Origin of the sequence: Treponema succinifaciens DSM 2489 (assembly GCF_000195275.1) — a bacterium.
GTDB classification, from domain to species: domain Bacteria; phylum Spirochaetota; class Spirochaetia; order Treponematales; family Treponemataceae; genus Treponema_D; species Treponema_D succinifaciens.
This window is the reverse complement of the sequence record NC_015385.1, coordinates 1,928,751-1,948,943: the sequence shown is the minus strand read 5'-3', so window position 1 is coordinate 1,948,943 and position 20,193 is coordinate 1,928,751. Positions and strand designations below refer to the sequence as shown.

Genomic DNA, 20,193 nt, shown 5'->3' with positions numbered 1-20,193 from the left:
TTATTTCCTGTTTTTGTTTTCGCTCATAAGAGTAATGTAAGTTGCAAAGAAATTGTCTACAACTTTTGGATTTGCAAAAAGAGCGGAATTTGCTGTGTTCAAGTCTGCGTTGCGGATTTCAGTTTCGCTTGCATCTTCCACTTCGTCAGTTTGAATTCCTGTGCACTTAAGAACAACGACATTTGAGCCAAGAATAAATGGCGAGCTGATTTCGTCTTGCTTTAAAGAAAATGCTGTCTTGTATGCGTCTTCATTTGAAGCGATTCTTGCGAGCGGTCCAGTTTCAGAAACAGAAGAATAAATGCTTGAACTTCCGTAGTTTACAGGGAAAGGCTGAACTTCTGATTTTTCCACATTGAACTTTTTGCATGCGCTGTCAAAACTTGAAATAGCGGCTTCTGAAACAAAGTTTTCCGCAATCTCAAGGAAGTAGTTTTCAATGTAGCTTTTTTCGTTTGAGTTTATGTAGCCAAGAACTGCGTCCTGAACTGTGCTGTCTTCAAAATCCGCCGCAACTACAGAATCGTCGCACTTGAATATTGAATATCCGCGTTTTGTTTTTATAATTGCGCTGATTTCATCTTTCTGAAGTTTTTCAAGCTCTGCAAGTGAATCCACATTGTCAAGCATATTTTCAATCTGGTAGCGGTAAGCTCCTGCATTTTTTCCTTCTGCGTCAGAATAATATTTCTGGGATTTTTCACTTGCTGCATCAGCAAATGTAATTTCGTTTCCATTTATCTGCTTTAAAAGCGCCTTTGCTTCCTGCTCATCGTCAACTGTGATTACAGAAAGGTCGTATTTGATGAACTTTTCAGCATTTTCTTTTCCGAATTTTACAGCTTCTTCTTTTGGGAAGTTCGCCGTGCTGAATGCAACTGCGTCAAATGAATGTTTTTCTGCTCCCATTGAAGCAAGAAATTTCTTTTCCGCGCCGCTTCTTTTAAGTCCGTACAATGGAGTTCCGTTGAAAGAAACTTCATTGCCAGCCCCGAACAAATCATAAAAATAGCGTTTGTAAACAAGGTTGCTTTCAATGTCTTTTCTTAGTTTTTCAAGATCAACTGCGCTTGTCTGATTGTAAGCTTTCTGTGAGAATTTTCCTGTTGAAGGATCTGTGAAGCTTTCAATTACAAATCTGTTTACAGCTTCTTTTGGAACTATGTAGCCTGATTTTTTTACTGAGTCAGTGAACGCCATGTTGATTACAGTCTGATAAAAGGCTTCTCTCATAATGCGGTAGTATGAATTTTCGTCAACTTTGTATCCGCCAGCCTGATATGACTGCGCAAGATTTGAAACCGTAATAAAGAACTTTGTGCCTGGCTCATAAGTTATGTTTTTTCCGTTGTAAGAGCCGAAAGTGCTTGCCTTCTGCTTGTTAAAGATTGACTGAAAAACTGCGCTCGCTCCAAAGGGAAGAAATACCAGCGCCGAAATTACAAGTATGATTACAGCTCCGATTTTTGAACTGTCTTTTTTTGTTTTCTGTTCAGTGATTTTGTTTTCTTGATCCATAAGAAGATTCATCCTTTTTATATATAAATAGAAGTGAAACTATTTTATCATTGTAAAATGCAAGTGTCAATGTAAAGTGCATCTCTAAAAACTGAAGCTTTTAGTGGCTTCATAAAAACTTTCCTGCACATTTTGTCTTTCAATACACAAACTTTCGATTTCATGCTATACTAAATCTATTCGGAGGAATTATGATTCAAAAAACATTGAAAGAGGCTCTTTCTAAAAATGAATATCCAGGACGCGGAATTATTGTTGGAAAATCCGCAGACGGAAAATACGCGGTTTCTGCCTATTGGATTATGGGAAGAAGCGAAAACAGCCGCAATAGAATTTTTGTGGAAGATGGAGACGGAATCCGCACTCAGGCATTTGATCCTTCAAAACTTACAGATCCAAGCCTTATAATTTACGCGCCTGTAAAAGTTCTTGGTTCCAAGACAATTGTAACAAACGGCGATCAGACTGACACAGTTTATGACGGACTTAAAAATGGACTTAGCTTTGAAAAATCCTTGCAGTCAAGAATGTTTGAGCCGGACTCTCCGAATTTTACACCGCGCATTTCAGCCTTGCTTGAAGTTGAGAATGGAAATTTTAATTTTTCAATGTCGATTTTAAAGAGCGACTGCGGAAACGAATCTTCTGTAAACAGATACACTTTTGACTTTGAAAATCCGCGCGCAGGAATCGGCCGCTACATTCACACTTATATGCAGAACGGAAATCCTCTTCCTAGCTTTGAAGGTGAGCCTGAGCTTTTGGAACTGGACGGAACTTCTATAGAAGAAACTGCAAATTCAATCTGGGAAAACTTAAATGAAGACAACAAGGTCTCGCTTTTTGTGCGCTTTATTGAAATTGCAACAGGAAAAGCCCAGACAAAAATTATAAACAAGAACTAGAGATGTTTTTATTATTATTTCAGCGATTTCAAGAGGGTAAGAACTTTTTGGAACGCTGAATTTTCCTTTTTCATTTCTCTGGACCCTCTCGTTATATTGCATAAAGACAAATTGTATTTTTTTGCAATTTCGCGCTGGGTTGTTCCTTCGTCAAGTTCCTTTACAAGACTCCATCTCTTGGAAAAATCCTTTAATTCAGACTTTGTAAAAAGACAGCCGAAAAAATCAAATATAAGATTTTCGTCCTGAATTTTTGAAAGAAGCATGCATATTTCTTTAATCTGATCGTTCTGGCTGTTTTTTGTTTCTGGCATTTTTACCTCTAAAAGAATGATAATCCAATTGCATTAAAAAAGCAAACTGTCTTTAAAATAAAAAGACCGGCTTTTACACCGGCCATGCCTTTTGGCATCCAGGCTCCAATGGGTGGGAGGGGATAAATTGAACACCTGGTAATTTATATATCGGAGCGCATTCCGTTTTTCTTGAATTGTTTTTTTTATTGTTTAGCTTGAAATTCAAGTTTTATAGTTTAATGTCATTGCCGTGCTTGACACTTAAATGGTTGGTTAAATATTTGTTGAATTTGCGGCTTTATTCGTCCGTTTCTTCAATAGTTGCGTCAATGTTTACAGAAATATTGTAGCTTCGCCCATCCAATGCTGAAACTGTCTTTGTTATTTCGTAGTCGCCAACAATGAATTTTACGGTGTGGTCGCCGCTTGTTGTATAGAACTGTTCTACTGGAGCCGTGTATTCGTCATTGTCGAATGCTATTTTTGTACCTTCTGGCGCAATGAGCCTGATTATTGGCTTTATTTCCCTAAGTGAAATTTCAATGCTTGAAGTCTTTGCCTGCTCAACGCTTACAGTGCGCACTTCATTACGATAAGAGCCGCTTACGATGTTTACGTTATGGCTTCCTGCTGGAACAAGAATGTCTTTTTTGCCAAGCTCCGACTGTTTTCCGTCAACAAAAACAGTGAATTCTTTTTCATCTTCGTTTTCTGGAGAATTTATGGCAAGAGAAATTTTCCCTTCATTTGAAAGAATCGGATATGCGCACACGCTGAATTTTGACTTTGAAATGGAATCGCTTGAGCCTTTCATTGCGAGCTGAAGCCTGAAGAACAAAAAGCCGTCGGCATTTGCAGGAATCATCTGCGCCATATATGAATATGCATCGCTTTTTATTGAATTGTTTTTCTTTGTTGGAACTTTTATATTAAAACTTAAACTTTCACCGAACGTTCCGACTTCCGCTCTTGTTCCGCTGTAGTCAATCAGTTTTGCATCTGGAACTGGTGAAATTCCTGAATACAAAGACCATGCTACGGAATCCCTCCATTCTGCGACTATTTTTGGAACTTTTATTGAAATTTCAATTCCTTCTATAAAAGTCTTGTCTTCCGGAAGTTTTATTACAACTGCATCGTTTACGCCTGCTTCAACTGATTTTTTTTCAAAAAGTGAATCGATTGCAATTAAATTTGTCTTGCGCACACGGAAAGGCTCGGCTTTTAACAGAAAGATTCCGCAGAAAGCCAAAAGCATCAAAGAGAAAACTTTTTTGTTTTTCCTAGAAATGCAAGATTTCATGTTGATATTATAATCTTAAATCTTCTATATTTCTAGTGTAATTTCTTTTATTTTAAGTATTTACCGTGGATATAATGAAGAGCCGTTCTGCTTTATTTCAAAGTGAAGATGCGGCCCTGTTGAAAGTCCTGTTGTTCCGACTTTTCCGATTTTCTGTCCTGTTGCAACCGCTTCTCCTTCTTCGACTAGGATTTCAGAAAGATGGGCGTAGGAGCTTTCCATTCCGCCTGCGTGGGAAATTACGATGTGGTTTCCGTAGATTTTGTTTCCTCTTTCCACGGATTTTACAATTCCAGTTTTGCAGGCAAATACAGAAGTTCCCGTTGGAGCTGCAAGGTCGATTCCTTTATGAAACTGCCATCTGCCGGTTATGGGGCTTTGCCGTTTTCCGTAGTCGGAAGTAAGAATGCTTTTTTCTAGCGGCATGGACATTCCGGGATTTAAAAAATACGCCCGTTCAGCCGGACTGAATCTTTCGCCGGGAATAAAATAGAAAATTCTTCCGTTTATTTTGTACTGCTCAAATTTTCCTTGCATTATTTTTTCTTTATGCTCGTTTGCAAGCAGAAATTCAATGGAAGTAGCAGGAAACTCCGGGATAAAAATTCCGTTTGCGGAAGGAAGAATTATTGTTTTGCCTTCAAGAAGCTCGCTGCTGTTTTCTATGGAATTTGCGGTTGACAAAGTTTCCTGCCAAATGCTGCATCTTGCCGCCATGGTGAAAATTGTGTCGCCTTTTTTTGCTTTGTATGAATAGAAAGCCTGAACGCTTGTATTTGACTTAAAAAAATCTTTTTGGCACTGCTGGACTTCCTGTTGGTACTGGGAAAAAAGAAAGTCGCGCGATTCCAAAGACGGAATTTGCGGAAAACTTTGCGACCATACACAAAAAAGTGAAAAAAATGTTCCTACGATTAAAAAAAGTTTTTGCTTCATAAAAAAAGGGCTGCTCAAGAAAATATTCCTGAACAGCCTTGTTCTTTAACAGCTTGTGGCTGTTATTCTTCTGAGATTGCTCCAACTGGACATACAGAAGCGCAAGATCCGCAGCTTACGCAGTTGTCAGCATTAATCTGACGCTTGTCGTTTACTTCGCTGATTGCTTCTGAAGGGCATTCGCCTTCGCATGCTCCGCAGTTGATGCAGTCCGATGAAATTTTGTAAGCCATAAAATACCTCGGTTTGTGTGTGTGGAAAACTTCTATTTATAGAAATCTTCTAAAAAAATAATACTTGAAATTTGCTAAAAAGGCAAGTTTTGTTTTCTGTTTTAAGTGAAGCAAATGGCTTGTCATACAGAAAGGTTCAGCTAAGGCTGAATTTTTCCGTCTATAAGCCTAGATGACGGCACTGATGCGTCTGCATTAAAACAGCGATGCGCACTACATTTAAACACCAATCCGTGCTATAGTTGCCGCGCCCAAAAAGACGCGGTCCAGTTATACACATTGCCCGGCGCGGGGCAAAAACGCTATTCGCATGAACGCACAACGCGGAAGCCGGTAATATTGCCCCCTTCGCTCGGAGCTTTAATGCCCCGGCTGTCAACAGAGCAGATGTTGTCGTAGTTGCACCAAGAACCACCACGTAGAGAGCGGAGAGAACCGGACGGCACACCTTCAGCAGGCGTATCGCTTGGTATGTTCTCTCTCCACCAGTCCCAGCACCATTCCCATACGTTTCCGCTCATGTCATAAAGTACGTAGCCGTGCGGTTTCTTTCTTTTTACTTCCCTTGTTCCTTTGTCATACTCATACTCATATTTTGCATACCACGCAACATCATCTATATCGTCGCTTCCGGCGTATTTATAGTTTTCTCCGCCTCGTGCTGCCCATTCCCATTCGGCATCTGTAGGCAGACGGTAGCCGTTTGCTTTCCAGTCGCAAGTTACGGCGTTCCATGTATCATCGCTTTTTGTCGGTACTTTTCCCCACTTGTCCGGGTCGGTAGAATCTTTTATTTTGTAGCACGATGTCAAGCCTTCCTTTATAGAACGTTTATTGCAGTAGACAAGTGCATCATACCAGCTTACTTCATTTACAGGGTTGTTGTCCGGATTTCCGTCTACATTCGCCATGTAAGAAGGAGTACTACCCATTACATCTTTCCATTCCGCCTGCGTTACTTCGTGGTCGCTCATCCAAAATGATTTTATCTCAAGTCTACGTTTACTTACAAATACTTCTGATTCCGGTGTCCAACTTTCGCTTCCTGTGATTGAAACAGCCGGAATTTTTACAAAGTCTTTTGAAATTTCTCCACTTCCGCCTGAAGTTCCTCCGCCTGAAGTTTCTCCGCCGGTTATTTCTGAACTGTCAGAGCCGCCGCCGGAGCTTCCGTCAGAGCAGCCTGCAAAAGAAAATGCAATCGCCATGGCAGCCAGCACAGCTGAAATTTTAGCAAACTTTTTCATAAGCCCGCTCCTTAAAAACAATAGATTCCGCTGAAAAAATTCAGCAAGTCTATTGTACCCCCCCCGGGATTTGTCAAGTGGGTTAGTAAGTTTTTTGCTGATTTTTTGACTGCCGCCTCTCTTTCCGCCGCTGTTTTTTGAACGCATTATTAAATTCAATTTGAATCGTTTTATGACAAAGATGATTTCTGTGTATCTTTTCTTTTTCTACTTTAAAACTATTTTTTTTTATGGTATATTTCCAAAGACTTTTTTGAATTCAGTGCATAAAATTAAAAAAAAATGTATATAAAGTTATAAAATCTTAAATTAAGAACTTTGGAGTTTTAGTTTCCGCTGCTTTTTGTTTAAGATTTTATTCCTGCTGTTATATTGGAGAAAAAAATGGCTAAGACAGAAGAAAAATTTCCGGTTGAAATGTCGGAAAAGTTAAAGGCCTTGGAGGCTGCAAGGCTTCAGATTGAAAAGCAGTTCGGCACAGGCTCTTTGATGAAGCTTGGAACAAAAACAGACACCGCTTCTATTGACGTTGTTCCTTCAGGCTCAATATTGCTTGACGAGGCTCTTGGAATTGGAGGCTATCCGCGCGGACGTGTAATTGAAATGTACGGTCCTGAAAGCTCTGGAAAAACTACTCTTGCGCTTCATGCTGTAGCGGAAGCTCAAAAACTTGGCGGAATTGCGGCTTTTATTGATGCTGAGCACGCTTTAGACCCTGTTTATGCCAAAAATCTTGGTGTTAACATTGATGAACTTTGGGTGAGTCAGCCGGATACAGGTGAGCAGGCTCTTGAAATTTGCGAAAACCTTGTTCGCTCTGGTGCTGTTGACATAATTGTTGTGGATTCAGTTGCCGCCCTTACTCCTCAAAAAGAAATTGAAGGCGAGATGGGAGATTCCGTTATGGGACTTCAGGCTCGTCTTATGAGCCAGGCACTTAGAAAACTTACTGCCATTGTCGGAAAGAGCAAGTGCATTGTAGTCTTTATAAACCAGATCCGCATGAAAATTGGCGTTATGTTTGGAAACCCTGAAACTACAACAGGCGGAAATGCGCTTAAATTCTATTCTTCCATTCGTCTTGAAATCCGCAGAATTGAATCAATTGACGGCAAGGGCGAAGAGGATGCTGTAGGAAACCGCGTGCGTGTAAAAATTGTAAAGAACAAAGTTGCTCCTCCATTCCGCAAGGTTGAACTTGATATTTACTTTGGAAAAGGAATTTCTTCTGCCGCATCTATTTTGGACTCTTCTGTAAAACATGGGCTTATAGACAAACGCGGCGCCTGGTACACAAGAGGAGAAGAAAAAGTCGGTCAGGGAAAGGAAAATGCGGTTGCCTATATAGAAAATAATCCGGCATTTAAAATGGAGCTTGAAAATACTTTGCGTGAAAAGATTTTTCCTGGACAGGTTTTGCGTACAAAAGAGGGCGAAGTTGTAACAAAAGAGCAGATTCTTCAGTATGAAAAGGAAATGCGGGCAAAAGGTGTTGGAACTGGCTCTATCGTTGACTCACCTTCAAAAGAAGAAAAGCCTGCTGAAAAAGCTCCTGACGCAGAAGAAAAAACTGCAAAAGCTGCAAAGTCAAAGGCAGCAAGCCTTGCAAAGGCCGCTTCAGAAGATAAGCCTGTGCCAGATGAGCTTTTCTAAAATTTATGGAACATGTTGTTTTGGGGCTTGGCTCTAATAAAAGTTTCGGGGCGTTTTCTTCACTTGAGCTTTTAAAAAGAGCCTGCTCTTGCCTTGCGGATTTTATACATGGGCTTGAAGTTTCTTCCATATATAAAACTGCGGCCATGTATGTCTGCGAGCAAGATGATTTTTATAATATGGTTGCCGTTGGAAAGTTCAGCGGAACTCCTGATTCTCTTCTTGAAAAAATCCACTCAATTGAACAGAAATTCGGACGCGACAGAAGTCTTGAAGTTAGAAACGGTCCGCGCTCCTTGGACATTGACATAGAGCTTTTTGGAAATCAGACTGTAAAAAAAGAAAATCTTGTGATTCCGCACGAGCGTCTTTTAGAAAGAGCGTTTGTTCTTGCGCCTTTTCTTGAAGTTTTGCAAAAAAATGCCGATGTTAATAAAGCGGACATAGAATTCTACGGAAAAAAACTGGAGCTTTTAAAGGATCAGCGTGTGGAAAAATATTGTTCGTTTTAAAAATATTGCTTCGGAGTGCAAAATGGAACAAGAACGGACAGTTTGCCATAGAAAATTTATGGCAGGAACATTTGAAGGACCTCTTGATCTTTTATGGAGCCTTATACGCGAAAATAAAATAAATATCTATGATATTCCGATTGCGGAAATTACGGAGCAGTTTCAGGACTACCTTGACTATGCTGTGGAGCTTGACTTGCAGGATCTGAGCGAATTCTATCTTTGGGCTGCAAAACTTGCGTGCATAAAGAGCCGCCTTCTTTTGCCTGTTGAAGTCCGATATGACGATGACGAAAGCATGGAAGATCCCCGCGAAGAACTTGTTGAGCAGCTTATTGAATATCAGCGTTTTAAAAAACTTTCTGTTTTAATGGAAGAGCAGGAAGAGCAGAGCGAATGGAGCTTTGAGCGTAAAAAAATAGAAAGAACGCTTCCGTTTGACGAAGATGATTCCCAGTGGAAAAAGATGGACACTTGGGCTTTGCTTCAGGATATGCAGAAGATTTTTAGGAATCTTACAAATGTAAATCCAGACGAGCGTCTTTTGAACATGGGCGAGGATATTGCTCCGAATGAAAAAATAGCCTTGATAAACGAGCTTTTGGAAAAGAAAAGCGAATGCATGTTTACAGACTTGATAACTAGAAAAGGCAACGAACTTGACGTGATTTGCGCTTTTATGGCGATTCTTGAAGCAGTAAAATTGAATTTAGTTGAAATATATCAAAATAAAATGTTTGGAGATATAAAAATATGCAGGAAGCAGAAAGCGGCATGATTTCAGAGGAAAAAAAAGAACCAAATGAAAATATAGAGGCTTTGGAAGATACCTTGGATGAAGCTGAAAATGACCTTGAAAAGCGCCGGGCAGAATTAAATCTTGATACAGAAACTGCTCTTTTGGAAACTGTTCTTTTTTTGGAAAGCGAGCCTCAGACTGTTGAAAATCTTTCAAAGATAACAAAGATGGCTCCTAATGTAATTGAAGAATGCATAGAGCGTCTAAAAGAAAAATATTCAAATGCGGATTCAGGAATTGAGCTTTCGATGATTATCGGAGGCTGGACTCTTACGCCAAAAAGAGAATGCTTTGACTTTGTAAAAGAGCGGTATGGAAAAAAGAATGAAGGCAGGTTAAGCCGTGCCGCTATTGAAACTTTGTCGATAATTGCTTACAGTCAGCCTATAACGCGTGCGGAAATCGAAAGCATCCGCCATGTAAATGTGGACAACATGATGCGTGTTTTGCTTGACAGAAAGTTTATAAAGGAAGTCGGAAAAAAAGATATTCCCGGAAAACCTGTCATGTACGGCACAACAAAAGAGTTTCTTGAATTCTTCCATTTACAGAGCATTGCCGATTTGCCGCAGCTTGATGAAAAAGAAAGCGAGAGGTTCGAACTTGCCCGTTAATAATTCAAAAGAGAAAAAAGAAGACGTTATGCGCCTTCAGCAGTACATGGCGAAATGCGGTGTTGCAAGCCGCCGTGCCAGCGAAGCGATTATTTGCGCTGGACGCGTTACCGTAAACGGAACTGTTGTAACAGAGCTTGGAACTAAAGTCGACGTCCAAGACAAAGTCTGTGTTGATGAAAAAGAAATCCACCTTGAAGAAAAAAAATGTTATGTTCTTTTAAATAAGCCTTCTGGATACGTGTGTTCCGCAAGCGATGAAAAAGGTCGGCCTGTTGCGGCGGATTTGCTCAAGGAAGCTTATTCGGAGCGTCTTTACAATGTTGGCAGACTTGATATGTTTTCAAGCGGCCTTATTATTTTTACAAACGACGGAGACTTCGCCGCAAAACTTTCACATCCTTCCGCGGAGCTTGAAAAAGAATACATTGTGGACACAAGCCTTCCTATGCCGCGTTTTCTTGCGGATGATTTTATGGACGGAATCAGAATCGACGGAGTTTTCTACCGCTGCAAAGATGCCCGCGAGCTTAATTCACATAGAATGAGAATCGTTCTTGTTGAAGGAAAAAACCGTGAAATCCGCCGTGTATTTGAAAAGTATGAAGTGGGAATAAAAAGCCTTATGCGCATAAGAATTGGCTGCGTTGGAGTTGGAGAACTTCAGTTTGGGCAGTTCAGGGATTTGACTCAAGACGAAGTTAAAGCCCTTCTTAGACTTTGCAAAAATTAAAAAAGAGGTTGTTATGGTTGTTGCTATAGATGGTCCTGCAGGAACAGGAAAAAGCACAGTTGCTGGAAAAGTCGCAAAAGACTTGAATCTTACATATTTAAACAGCGGAAGTTTTTACCGCGCGCTTACACTTGCTTTGCTTGATTCCGGGATAAATCTTGATGATGAAAAATCCGTAGTTGACTTTGCAAAGAAGCAGAGGCTTGACTATGTGAATGCAAGGCTGATTCTGAACGGAAAAGATGTTGACGATTTGCTTCATCAGGACAAGGTTGATGCTAATGTTTCAAAAGTTTCTTCTTTTGTTGAGCTTCGGCATTTTGTCAATTCAAGAATGAGGCAGATTGTAAAAAGCCTTAGCATAATTTGCGAGGGCAGGGACATGACAACTGTTGTGTTTCCCGACGCGGAATTCAAGTTTTATCTTGATGCCAGCATTGATGTTCAGGCAAAGAGGCGTTTTGATCAGGGAGTCAGCGGACTTTCACTTGAAGAAATAAAAGCCGCCATTATCAAGCGCGATGAAATGGACAGAAACAAGGCGGAAGGCTCGCTAAAAAAAGCAAAGGACGCATTCTATATTGACACTTCTGACTTGACCATAAATGATGTTTGTGCAATAATCGAAAGCAAAATAAAATCAAAAGGGTTTGCTATGGAAAAGGAAGTGGAAAAGAATGGTGCCCAGGGCTCCGACAACATTTACACACAATTAGAAGCATCTATTAATAACATGGAGCCGGTTGAAGACGGTGCTAATGTAAAGGCTACTGTTGTTCAAGTTACAGATGATATTGTATTCGTTGACGTAAACTGCAAGTCAGAAGGAAAAATTCCAGTATCTGAATTTGCTGGAAATCTTCCAAAAGAGGGAGATGTAATTACAGTATATCTCGTAAGTCAGTTTGGAAAAAATGGTCCTATTGTTTCAAAACAGAAGGCCGATGAAAAACGTCTTTGGGAAGAACTCAAGGTTGCTTCTGAACAGAAAACTCCTGTAGAAGGTGTTATTTCTTCTGTTACAAAAGGCGGATATATGGTTAATCTTGGCGGTGGAATTTCTGCATTCCTTCCAATCAGCCAGGCAGATGCTCAGAAAGTTGAAAAAGAAGACAAGCTTATCGGCGTAAAGTCTAAGTTCTATGTTGAGCGTCTTTATAGCAACGGCAAACGTAATGTTGTTGTAAACCGCCGCAAGTATCTTGAAGAGCAGATTAACGAAAATCGCGATAAATTCTTTGAGACTGTAAAGATTGGCGACACAGTAAAAGGTGTTGTAAAGTCATTCACAAGTTTTGGCGCATTTATTGACCTTGGCGGATTTGACGGTCTTCTTCACATCAATGACATGAGCTGGGGACACGTAACTCGTCCAAAGGATTTTGTAAAAAAAGGTCAGGAAATCGAGCTTAAGGTTATCCGCCTTGATCCAGAGGGAAAGAGAATCAACCTTTCTCTTAAGCATTTTACAGAAGATCCGTGGGTTCACTTTGAAGAAAAATACCATGTAAATGATATTGTAAAGGGAAAAGTTACAAAAGTTCCTGATTTCGGTGCATTTATTGAGCTTGAAGAGGGAATTGAAGGTCTTGCGCATATCTCTGAATTCAGCTGGACAAAGAAAATCAACAAGCCGTCTGATATGGTAAAAGAAGGCGATGAAGTTGAATGCATGATTCTTGGCTATGACATTCAGGGCGGACGCGTTTCTCTTGGTCTTAAGCAGGTTACAGAAAATCCTTGGGATTCAATTGCTGACAAATATCCTGTTGGAACAAAGATTTCTGGAAAAGTTGTAAAGATTGCAAACAGCGGTGCATTTGTTCAGCTTGAAGAAGGCATTGACGCTTTCCTTGCTGGCGAAGATCTTTCTTGGACAAAGAAAATTAAGCATCCTGGAAGCGAAATAAAAGTTGACCAGCCTTTGGATGTTGTTGTTTTGGACTGCGATCCAGAAAACCACAGAATCCGCGTTGGCGTAAAGCAGCTTACAGACAATCCTTGGAAGGCTTTTGCTGAGGAATATAGAGTTGGCGGAACTCTTGCGGGCGAAGTTACTTCTATCAATGATTTTGGAATTTTTGTAAAAGCTCCTAATGGAATTGAAGGTCTTGTTAATAAAGCAAACCTTAGCGATGACCGTGATGTTCCTTTTGAGGAAGCTGTAAAGAAATACAATGTTGGCGATAAAGTTAATGTTTATGTTGTTTCAATTGATGTGGACAAAGAGCGCGTTGCTTTCTCTGTAAAAGAATACAAGAGAGCTCAGGATCGTGCTGAAATTTCACAGTATATGTCTTCTAGCAATGATGACAGAGCTTACACAATTGGCGACAGCGTAAAGAGTCACGAAGAGTAAAAAATAAAATCAATGAGTGGAAACAGTTTGATTTCTTTAGACAGGCTAAAGTCACTCATTGAAATCAATACGCGCATAAATTTAAATTATGCGGATCCAGATACATTGCTGGTTTCAATTTTGGAATCAGCAATGCTTATGGTAAAATGTGAAGCCGCATCTCTTCTTCTTGTGCGGAAAGAAATCGATTCACTGGAATTTTATATCAGTCTTGGTCCTAAAAATTCCGAAGTAAAAAAAATCCTTGTTGAAAAAGAATCAATCGCTGGCTGGGTTGCAGAAAATTGCGAGTCGGTCATAATCAATGATGTAAATAGCGATCCGCGCTTTAATTCCACAGTTCAAAACATGACAAAATATGTTACAAGAAACATGATTGCTTTTCCTATGAGTGTGAAAGGCGATTGTGTTGGCGTTATTGAGCTGATTAACAAGGAAAATAACGGCGACTTTACTGCTGACGACCTTGAAATTCTTGAGCTTTTGGGCGAACAGGCGGCTGTTGCTTACCAAAATGCCTTGCGTTACAGGAAAAATAAAGTTCAGCTTAATGCGCTTCAGTATGTAGTTGACGCTGGCAAGGACTATCATCCTTTTATTGCGCGGAATCCTCTTGTTCTTTCATTAATTGAAAATATAAAGCGTGCTTCTGCGATTAATTCTTCTGTCTTGATTACTGGTGAAAGCGGAGTTGGCAAGGAGCTTTTTGCAGAGCAGATTCATCTTTTGAGCAACAGAAAAAACAAGCCGTTTGTCCGTGTGAGCTGCGCTTCTTTAAGTCCGTCTTTGCTTGAGTCGGAATTCTTTGGACACGTGAAGGGTGCTTTTACCGATGCTGTTTCTGCAAGAAAAGGCCGATTTGAAATGGCTGACGGCGGAACAATTTTTCTTGATGAGATTGGTGAGCTGCCTTTTGATTTGCAGGCTAAGCTTTTGCGTGTGATTCAGGAAAAAAAGTTTGAGCGCGTTGGTTCTTGCGATACGATTTCAGTTGATGTAAGAATTATTGCCGCAACAAACCGCGACTTAGAAGCAATGATAAAGGAAGGCACTTTTAGAAGCGATTTGTATTTTAGGCTGAATGTTCTTCCTATTGCTGTTCCGCCTTTGCGTGAGCGCAGGGACGAACTTGAAGATTTGTGCGAATTCTTTTTGAATAAATTCAAGGCTGAAATACACAAGGATTTTCTTGGATTTTCAGAAGCGGCAAAAAAAGCGATTTATTCTTATATGTGGCCGGGAAATATCCGCGAGCTTGAGAATACAATTGAGCGGGCTTGTATAATCGGGAATCCGCCTTTTATTCAGCTGAACGACTTGCGGCTTCCTGTGGATTCTGAAAATTTGCAGGAAAACACTGAAATTAAAAATTGCGCAGAAGAACTTTCACTTATGAAAGACCGTAGCTTAAAGAATGCGCTTTCGGAATTTAAAAAACAGTATGTTGAAAGAATTCTACGGGAAACAAACTGGAATCAGACTGCCGCCGCAAAAATTCTTGATATTCAGCGCACTTATGTTTCAAAGCTTATTTCTGAGCTGAATATCCGCAGGACTTAGTTTCAGGTTTTGACAAAAAAACTGATATTCTATATAATAAAAAAATATTCGGAGTAAAAAATGTCTAAGGGAAAAAAAGCTACTGCAAATGTAAAAATTGAAGATTTCATTATTAGAAATAGAAAAATATTCGTTTGCGGTGTGGCTGTTTTGGTTGCTGCTGCTGTAGTTGTTTGCGTTGTGTTTGCAATTTCTGATTCAAACAAGAAAAAAGATCTTGCTGCTATTGATTCAATTGAATATTCTTATGTTTCAAAATCCGGCGGAATAGAGGAAGATGCGATTTCTTCACGTCAGGCAAAAGCAGAAGAAGCTCTTGCTCCTTATCTTTCAAAAAAGAATGTTGCCGGCGTTCGTGCCAATATGCTTTATGCTGATATTGCCTTTGCAAAGAAAGATTTTACGAAAGCACTTGATTGTTACTTAAAGGCTGCCAATGCTTCTAAAAAGGCTTATACTTATGCAGAATGTATGTACAATGCAGCTGTTTGCGCAGAGGAGCTTTCTAAAAATGATGATGCTGTGGCTTATTATAAGGCTGCTGCGGATGACAAGGATTTTTACCTTGCGTCCCATGCGCTTTTTAACGCTGCAAGAGTTTTAGAACTTTCAGGAAATTATTCTAATGCCGCGGAACTTTACCAGAAGACTGTTGATTCTTACAGCGGATACGAGTGGGCAAACCTTTCTGAAAGCCGCCTTATTGATTTAAGGGCAAAAGGAAAAATTGACTAAAAATCAGTATTTTTATAAAGAAAAAATGGGCGGTGTTTGTTTTGCAAAAAAATTAAAAACCGCCTTTTTTTTATTTGCCATGCTTTTTGTCAGTTGCGGTTTGGATACTTTTTATTACCTTGAGCCGCCAAAAACTGACGGGCACACAACAAAATACACAAGCACTGATAGACCTCAGCTTTATTTTTCTTTTTTGACCAATGAAGAAGGCGACAATTCTGATTACGGCTCGTCCGATTTTTCTTTTCTTGGAACTGAAGTCTATTACAAGATTTATAATAACTATTCTACAATGGTCAGCGCGCAAAGTTCGATTGACTCATTGAACTCAAGCAGTGATGTTTCGGCTGCGGCAACAAATATTATAAATTCAAGAAACTATAAGACGCTTTTATTTTCTTCCTATAACCAAACTCCTTTGATTCCAGAAAAAAATGATGACCGCTATGTTTATATCCGCCTGAATAGCATAAAAGGTTCTTCTGAATATTCTGCTGTTGTCTGCTACGGAACTTCTGCAATGGAAAGCTATGTTGCTGGTTCAAGCGGCATAACTTTGATTGGAAAACCTTTGCGCAATGTGAGTTCCGGCTCAGGGTACGGATTTGACTTCAAGAAAACTGACAACGGTAATCCGCTTCCGGTTTCAAGCGATGAGGATGTAAATTGGTCTAGCAGTTCCGAAGATGGAGTTTGGTATGTTGATATGTGGGCGGTTTCCGTTGGCAGGGATTCAAGCTATTCCCCGTCTTACAGCAAATTGCTTCACCTTGGCTCGATCTCAATAAGAGAAGAGTGGTACGATGACTAAGTTTACAAAATTTCGAGGATTTTATTTATAAATGTGCAGTTTTTTTCCATATCCTCTTTTAGCTTCCATGGCGGATTCATTATAAACATTCCGCTTCCGTAAAGATGAGAGCCTGACTCTGTTTTTGTTTCCTCTGGATTTTTTGTGACTAGCTCAACTTTAAAGCTTTCGCAGGGAGTTGTTCCTAGTTTGCAGAAGTCTTCAAGTTCTGTTAAAAGCTGAGAGGTTTCATTTTTTCTGCGGAGCAAAAGCGGATACCAAAGCGCGATAATTGCTGTGTTCCATTTTTTTCTTACAGTTTTTAATGCGTCGCAGACTTTTTTGTAATCATCTGCATCTTCGTAGCTTGGATCGCATAGAACAAGTCCGCGTTTTATTAGTGGTGGTGTGAGCGCGCAAAGTGCTTTGTAGCTGTCTTCATTGTGAATTATGACCTTGTGGTCTTTCATGTTGCTTCTTAATGATTCAAGCGCTTGCGGATGTTTTTCTACAAAATGAAGGCTGTCTTTGTCTCTTGAATAAAGGCTTTCAAGTTCCGGGCTTCCTGCGTATTTTTTTTCTTCAAGATAAGAAGATTCACGCTCGATGTATTCTTTTAGTCCGTGAGGAAATTCCTGCGAAGTCCGTTTGTAGAATCTGTATATTTTTTCTATTCCGTCTTTTGCTTCGTTTGTCTTTAAAATCCGCTCGTCATCAAGACTGAATATTCCGGCACCTGAGTGGCTGTCTATTATTGTAAAAGGCTTTTCTTTTTTGCAAAGAGAATCCAAAATCAGGCAAAGGCAAGTGTGCTTTAAAACGTCTGCAAGATTTCCGGCGTGATATTCGTGCTGATAGCTTAGCATTTTTCAATTTCCTTTATCCAAATCTGCGCGCTTGCATCGCTAGGCATTCTCCAGTCTCCTCTTGGCGAAAGATTTACTGTTCCAACTTTTGCTCCGTCCGGCATACAGCTTCTTTTGAACTGCTGGCTGAAAAATCTTTTGTAGAAATTCTTTAGCCATTTTAAGATGATTTCTTTTGTGTATATTGTCTTTGTCGCCTTGTCTTCTTTTCCAAGAAAAGCTTTTTGTGCAAGAAAATAAATTTTCCGTGGAGAAAATCCCCAGCGCAAAACATAGTAAAGGAAAAAATCATGAAGCTCGTAAGGACCTACAATTTCTTCTGTTTTCTGACTTATTTTTCCTTCTGAAGGCGGTAGAAGTTCCGGGCTTACAGGTGTCGCAAGAATATCATTCAGAACATCAGAAAGATTTTTGTTTCCTTTTTCAAATGCCTCGTCCGCAAACCAAGAAACAAGGTGGCGGACTAAAGTTTTTGGAATACTGGAATTTACGCCGTACATGCTCATCTGGTCGCCGTTGTAAGTGCACCATCCAAGAGCAAGCTCGCTTAAATCTCCTGTTCCGATTACAATTCCGTTGCACTTGTTTGCAAAATCCATAAGAACTTGAGTACGCTCGCGTGCCTGGCAATTTTCGTAAGTTACATCGTGTGTGTTTATGTCTTGCCCTATATCTTTAAAATGCTGAATCACAGCGTCTTTTATATTTATTTCTTTTAAGGTTGTTCCCATTTCCTTTGCAAGCAGGCAGGCGTTGTTGAATGTTCTGTCTGTTGTTCCGAAGGCGGGCATTGTTATAGAAAAAATTTTTTCTCTTGAAATGTTGCATTTATCAAAAGCTCTTGCGCATACTAAAAGCGCCAAAGTTGAATCTAGACCTCCGCTAAGTCCTATGACTGCTCCCTGCGCATGAATGTGCCTTAGCCGTTTTGCGAGTCCTTCCGACTGCATTTCAATTATTGAAAAACATCTTTCTTTTCTTTTTTGAATATCAGAAGGAACAAATGGATGAAGATCAATTTTTTCATAAAGCTGCTCGTCTATGTTGTCTGCAAAATGTTCCTGCTGAAGTCCGCTTACAAAAATTGTCTTGTATTCAGATTTTGCAAAACTTGTGCTTCTAGAAAAAGTTGTGGACTTGATTCTGTCTTGCGTGAGTTTTTCCAGATCAATGTCCGCTATAAGAAATTCCTGCGTGTTTTCAAAAAGACCGGATTCGGCTTTTATTGCTCCGTTTGCTGCTATGATGCTGTGTCCGCTGAAAATCATATCGGTGGAACTTTCATCGTGGCTTGCGTTTGCGTAAATGTATGCGCTTACTGTTTTTGCGGAATGTCCTGTCACAAGAATCCGTCTGTATTCTGCTTTTCCTGCGACTTCATTGCTTGCGCTTAAATTTGCAATTATCGTAGCTCCGTTTAATGCGTGCCTTGTTGAAGGTGAAAACGGAACCCACAAATCTTCGCAAAGTTCCGCGGAAATTTTTATGGAAGAGTCATTTTCATCCTGAATAAAAATATCTGTGCCAAACGGAATGTCTTCCAAGCCTTTGCAAAGTGAAATTTGTTTTACAGTGTTTTCAGAAAATGAGGCAAACCAGCGGCTTTCATAGAATTCAGAATAATTTGGAATAAAAGATTTTGGTATTAAAGCAAGAACTTTTCCTTTGAAAACGAAAGCTGCGCAGTTGAATCGCTCCGAGTCCAGTTCAACAGGAAGTCCTACGCAAAAAAGAATATTGCAGTTTTTTGTTTCCTCGCAAATATTTTTTAGGACGATATAGCACTCTTCTTGAAGTGTTTTTTGTGTGAATAAATCTGCGCAAGTGTAGGCGCAAATGGAAAGTTCCGGGAAAACGAGAAGCTTTATTTTTTTGTCCTGAGCTTTTTTTACAAGTTCAATTATCTGCTTGGAGTTGAAGTTGCAGTCCGCCACAGAAAGTGAAGGGGAAACGCTTGCAACTCTGAAAAATCCGTAGTTCATAAATCGATTATACGAATTATCCGCAGAAAATTCAATTTTTTTTATGTGTAGCAGGCGAGAATGTCGTCCTGGCTGTTTTTAAGAAGTTCTATTACATCTGGCCGGAATGCGTCTTTATCTTCTAAAATTGTGTTCATGGCCATGTTGAATTCGGCTGCGCTTATTTCTTCTGCGGAAAAAAAGTTTATGCAGAATTCTATTGCGATTGCGCACATCTGCGTGTAGATGTTGTTGATGCTGCTTTTTAGACCATGAGGCATTCCTCTTCCGTCATAGCGTTCGTGGTGGTGCATGCAGATGTCAGAGCAGACTTTTACAAAATATGCGACACTTGGCGAGCTGTTCACGCCAACAAAATCCGCTCCTGCAATTGTGTGCGTTTCTGGAATGTCATCGATTTCTGACTGGGAATAAACCTTGAATTTTTCATGGCTTACAATCATTCTGCCTATGTCATAAAAATATGCTGCGCGGCTGATTATTTCAATTCCTTCCGGCGTGAGATCTTTTGGAGCTTTTGTCGCAAAATAATTTTCAAGCATTATATGCACAATTTCAGTTACGTGAATATAAAGATCGTCGTTCTTTTTTTCACTTTTTAGATAAGTAAGATAAACACGGCGAAGCTTGTCCGCGTAAAGAATTGTCGCCTTTAACTCTTTATCTGATACAGTTCCTTTTAGCATTGAAGCCGCAAGAACTTTTTTTGCGAATATTGATTTCAGTTTTGAAAGAATCTGCTTGCTGTCATAAGGTTTCTTGAAAAATCCTGACGCTCCGAAATTTGCGGCTCTTATAATGTTGTCTTTTTTCGCTTCTGAAGAAATGAGCAGAATCATCATTCCTGAATGCTTTGACTTGTCTAGCAGACTGAGCACTTCGAACCCGCTTAGTCCAGGCATATTTATATCAATAATAAGTCCGTCAATTTTTAATGCCGGATTGTTTAAAATATCAAGCGCCGCATATCCTGAATCTGCTTCAATTACATTGTAGAAACTTGCCAGTATGTTTTTTAAAACCGCTCTGTCAATTTCAGAATCATCAACTATTAAAATTGTTGTCATCTCTTGCTCCAGTTGTTGAATTTAAAAACCGCTGAAACTGAATTTTTAAATATTCCAAATTGATTATATCATATCATCTTGAAAT

Annotated in this window: 19 protein-coding genes; 10 read left to right on the top strand and 9 right to left on the bottom strand. The window is 39.8% G+C overall.

Going from position 1 to position 20,193, the window contains the following annotated elements; translation table 11 throughout:
* A complete protein-coding gene (locus TRESU_RS09255; protein WP_013701990.1) occupies window positions 1-1,518 on the bottom strand; it encodes a peptidylprolyl isomerase in 1,518 nt (505 codons plus the stop codon).
* A gap of 191 nt (window positions 1,519-1,709) precedes the next feature.
* Between TRESU_RS09255 and TRESU_RS09250 the strand changes: the two genes are divergently transcribed.
* Entirely contained in the window at window positions 1,710-2,423 is a 714-nt protein-coding gene (locus tag TRESU_RS09250) for an IMP cyclohydrolase (protein ID WP_013701989.1), read from the top strand.
* Window positions 2,424-2,437: 14 nt separating this feature from the next.
* On the opposite strand, the gene TRESU_RS09245 is transcribed toward TRESU_RS09250, so the two are convergent.
* The 5 genes from TRESU_RS09245 to TRESU_RS09225 all read right to left on the bottom strand — a co-directional run bounded on the left by TRESU_RS09245 (window position 2,438) and on the right by TRESU_RS09225 (window position 6,438).
* Window positions 2,438-2,737 carry a Trp family transcriptional regulator gene (locus TRESU_RS09245; RefSeq protein ID WP_013701988.1) on the bottom strand — a complete coding sequence of 100 codons (300 nt, stop codon included), beginning with the start codon at window positions 2,735-2,737 and terminating at the stop codon, window positions 2,438-2,440.
* 280 nt (window positions 2,738-3,017) lie between these two features.
* Window positions 3,018-4,022 carry a hypothetical protein gene (locus TRESU_RS09240; RefSeq protein WP_013701987.1) on the bottom strand — a complete coding sequence of 335 codons (1,005 nt, stop codon included), beginning with the start codon at window positions 4,020-4,022 and terminating at the stop codon, window positions 3,018-3,020.
* 60 nt (window positions 4,023-4,082) lie between these two features.
* On the bottom strand, window positions 4,083-4,958 hold the full coding sequence (locus tag TRESU_RS09235) for a LysM peptidoglycan-binding domain-containing M23 family metallopeptidase (protein WP_013701986.1): 876 nt from the start codon (window positions 4,956-4,958) through the stop codon (window positions 4,083-4,085).
* A 62-nt stretch (window positions 4,959-5,020) separates the two neighbouring features.
* On the bottom strand, window positions 5,021-5,191 hold the full coding sequence (locus TRESU_RS09230) for a DUF362 domain-containing protein (protein WP_013701985.1): 171 nt from the start codon (window positions 5,189-5,191) through the stop codon (window positions 5,021-5,023).
* 302 nt (window positions 5,192-5,493) lie between these two features.
* Window positions 5,494-6,438 (bottom strand): formylglycine-generating enzyme family protein, encoded by a 945-nt coding sequence (locus TRESU_RS09225; RefSeq protein ID WP_013701984.1) that lies wholly within the window; start codon window positions 6,436-6,438, stop codon window positions 5,494-5,496.
* 384 nt (window positions 6,439-6,822) lie between these two features.
* Between TRESU_RS09225 and recA the strand changes: the two genes are divergently transcribed.
* The 9 genes from recA to TRESU_RS09180 are packed head-to-tail and all read left to right on the top strand — an operon-like array spanning window position 6,823 to window position 16,214.
* Window positions 6,823-8,091, top strand: coding sequence for a recombinase RecA (gene recA / locus TRESU_RS09220; RefSeq protein ID WP_013701983.1), 1,269 nt, complete (start codon window positions 6,823-6,825; stop codon window positions 8,089-8,091).
* A 5-nt stretch (window positions 8,092-8,096) separates the two neighbouring features.
* Window positions 8,097-8,603, top strand: coding sequence for a 2-amino-4-hydroxy-6-hydroxymethyldihydropteridine diphosphokinase (folK, locus tag TRESU_RS09215; protein ID WP_013701982.1), 507 nt, complete (start codon window positions 8,097-8,099; stop codon window positions 8,601-8,603).
* A 22-nt stretch (window positions 8,604-8,625) separates the two neighbouring features.
* Window positions 8,626-9,381 carry a segregation and condensation protein A gene (locus TRESU_RS09210; RefSeq protein ID WP_013701981.1) on the top strand — a complete coding sequence of 252 codons (756 nt, stop codon included), beginning with the start codon at window positions 8,626-8,628 and terminating at the stop codon, window positions 9,379-9,381.
* Window positions 9,357-10,016, top strand: a complete 660-nt coding sequence (gene scpB, locus TRESU_RS09205; RefSeq protein ID WP_013701980.1) for an SMC-Scp complex subunit ScpB — start codon at window positions 9,357-9,359, stop codon at window positions 10,014-10,016. The genes TRESU_RS09210 and scpB overlap by 25 nt, the downstream gene beginning before the upstream one ends.
* On the top strand, window positions 9,979-10,749 hold the full coding sequence (locus TRESU_RS09200; protein ID WP_052299569.1) for a pseudouridine synthase: 771 nt from the start codon (window positions 9,979-9,981) through the stop codon (window positions 10,747-10,749). The genes scpB and TRESU_RS09200 overlap by 38 nt, the downstream gene beginning before the upstream one ends.
* 13 nt (window positions 10,750-10,762) lie before the next feature.
* Entirely contained in the window at window positions 10,763-13,108 is a 2,346-nt protein-coding gene (locus TRESU_RS09195; RefSeq protein WP_013701978.1) for a bifunctional cytidylate kinase/30S ribosomal protein S1, read from the top strand.
* A 12-nt stretch (window positions 13,109-13,120) separates the two neighbouring features.
* Window positions 13,121-14,668: a sigma-54-dependent Fis family transcriptional regulator gene (locus TRESU_RS09190; RefSeq protein ID WP_013701977.1), complete on the top strand. Its 1,548-nt coding sequence runs from the start codon at window positions 13,121-13,123 to the stop codon at window positions 14,666-14,668.
* Between the two features lie 60 nt (window positions 14,669-14,728).
* The gene (locus TRESU_RS09185; RefSeq protein ID WP_013701976.1) at window positions 14,729-15,403 is read left to right on the top strand and encodes a tetratricopeptide repeat protein; all 675 of its coding nucleotides are present in this window, start codon (window positions 14,729-14,731) and stop codon (window positions 15,401-15,403) included.
* A 25-nt stretch (window positions 15,404-15,428) separates the two neighbouring features.
* Window positions 15,429-16,214: a hypothetical protein gene (locus TRESU_RS09180; protein ID WP_013701975.1), complete on the top strand. Its 786-nt coding sequence runs from the start codon at window positions 15,429-15,431 to the stop codon at window positions 16,212-16,214.
* A 2-nt stretch (window positions 16,215-16,216) separates the two neighbouring features.
* Here the strand turns inward: TRESU_RS09180 and rlmJ are convergent, their stop codons facing one another.
* From rlmJ to TRESU_RS09165, 3 genes are read right to left on the bottom strand one after another with little or no spacing between them, the layout of a single operon-like run.
* Window positions 16,217-17,059: a 23S rRNA (adenine(2030)-N(6))-methyltransferase RlmJ gene (rlmJ, locus tag TRESU_RS09175; RefSeq protein ID WP_013701974.1), complete on the bottom strand. Its 843-nt coding sequence runs from the start codon at window positions 17,057-17,059 to the stop codon at window positions 16,217-16,219.
* The gene (locus tag TRESU_RS09170; RefSeq protein ID WP_013701973.1) at window positions 17,053-19,041 is read right to left on the bottom strand and encodes an NAD(+) synthase; all 1,989 of its coding nucleotides are present in this window, start codon (window positions 19,039-19,041) and stop codon (window positions 17,053-17,055) included. The genes rlmJ and TRESU_RS09170 overlap by 7 nt, the downstream gene beginning before the upstream one ends.
* A gap of 41 nt (window positions 19,042-19,082) precedes the next feature.
* Window positions 19,083-20,108, bottom strand: a complete 1,026-nt coding sequence (locus TRESU_RS09165; RefSeq protein ID WP_013701972.1) for a response regulator — start codon at window positions 20,106-20,108, stop codon at window positions 19,083-19,085.
* Window positions 20,109-20,193 lie beyond the last annotated feature (85 nt).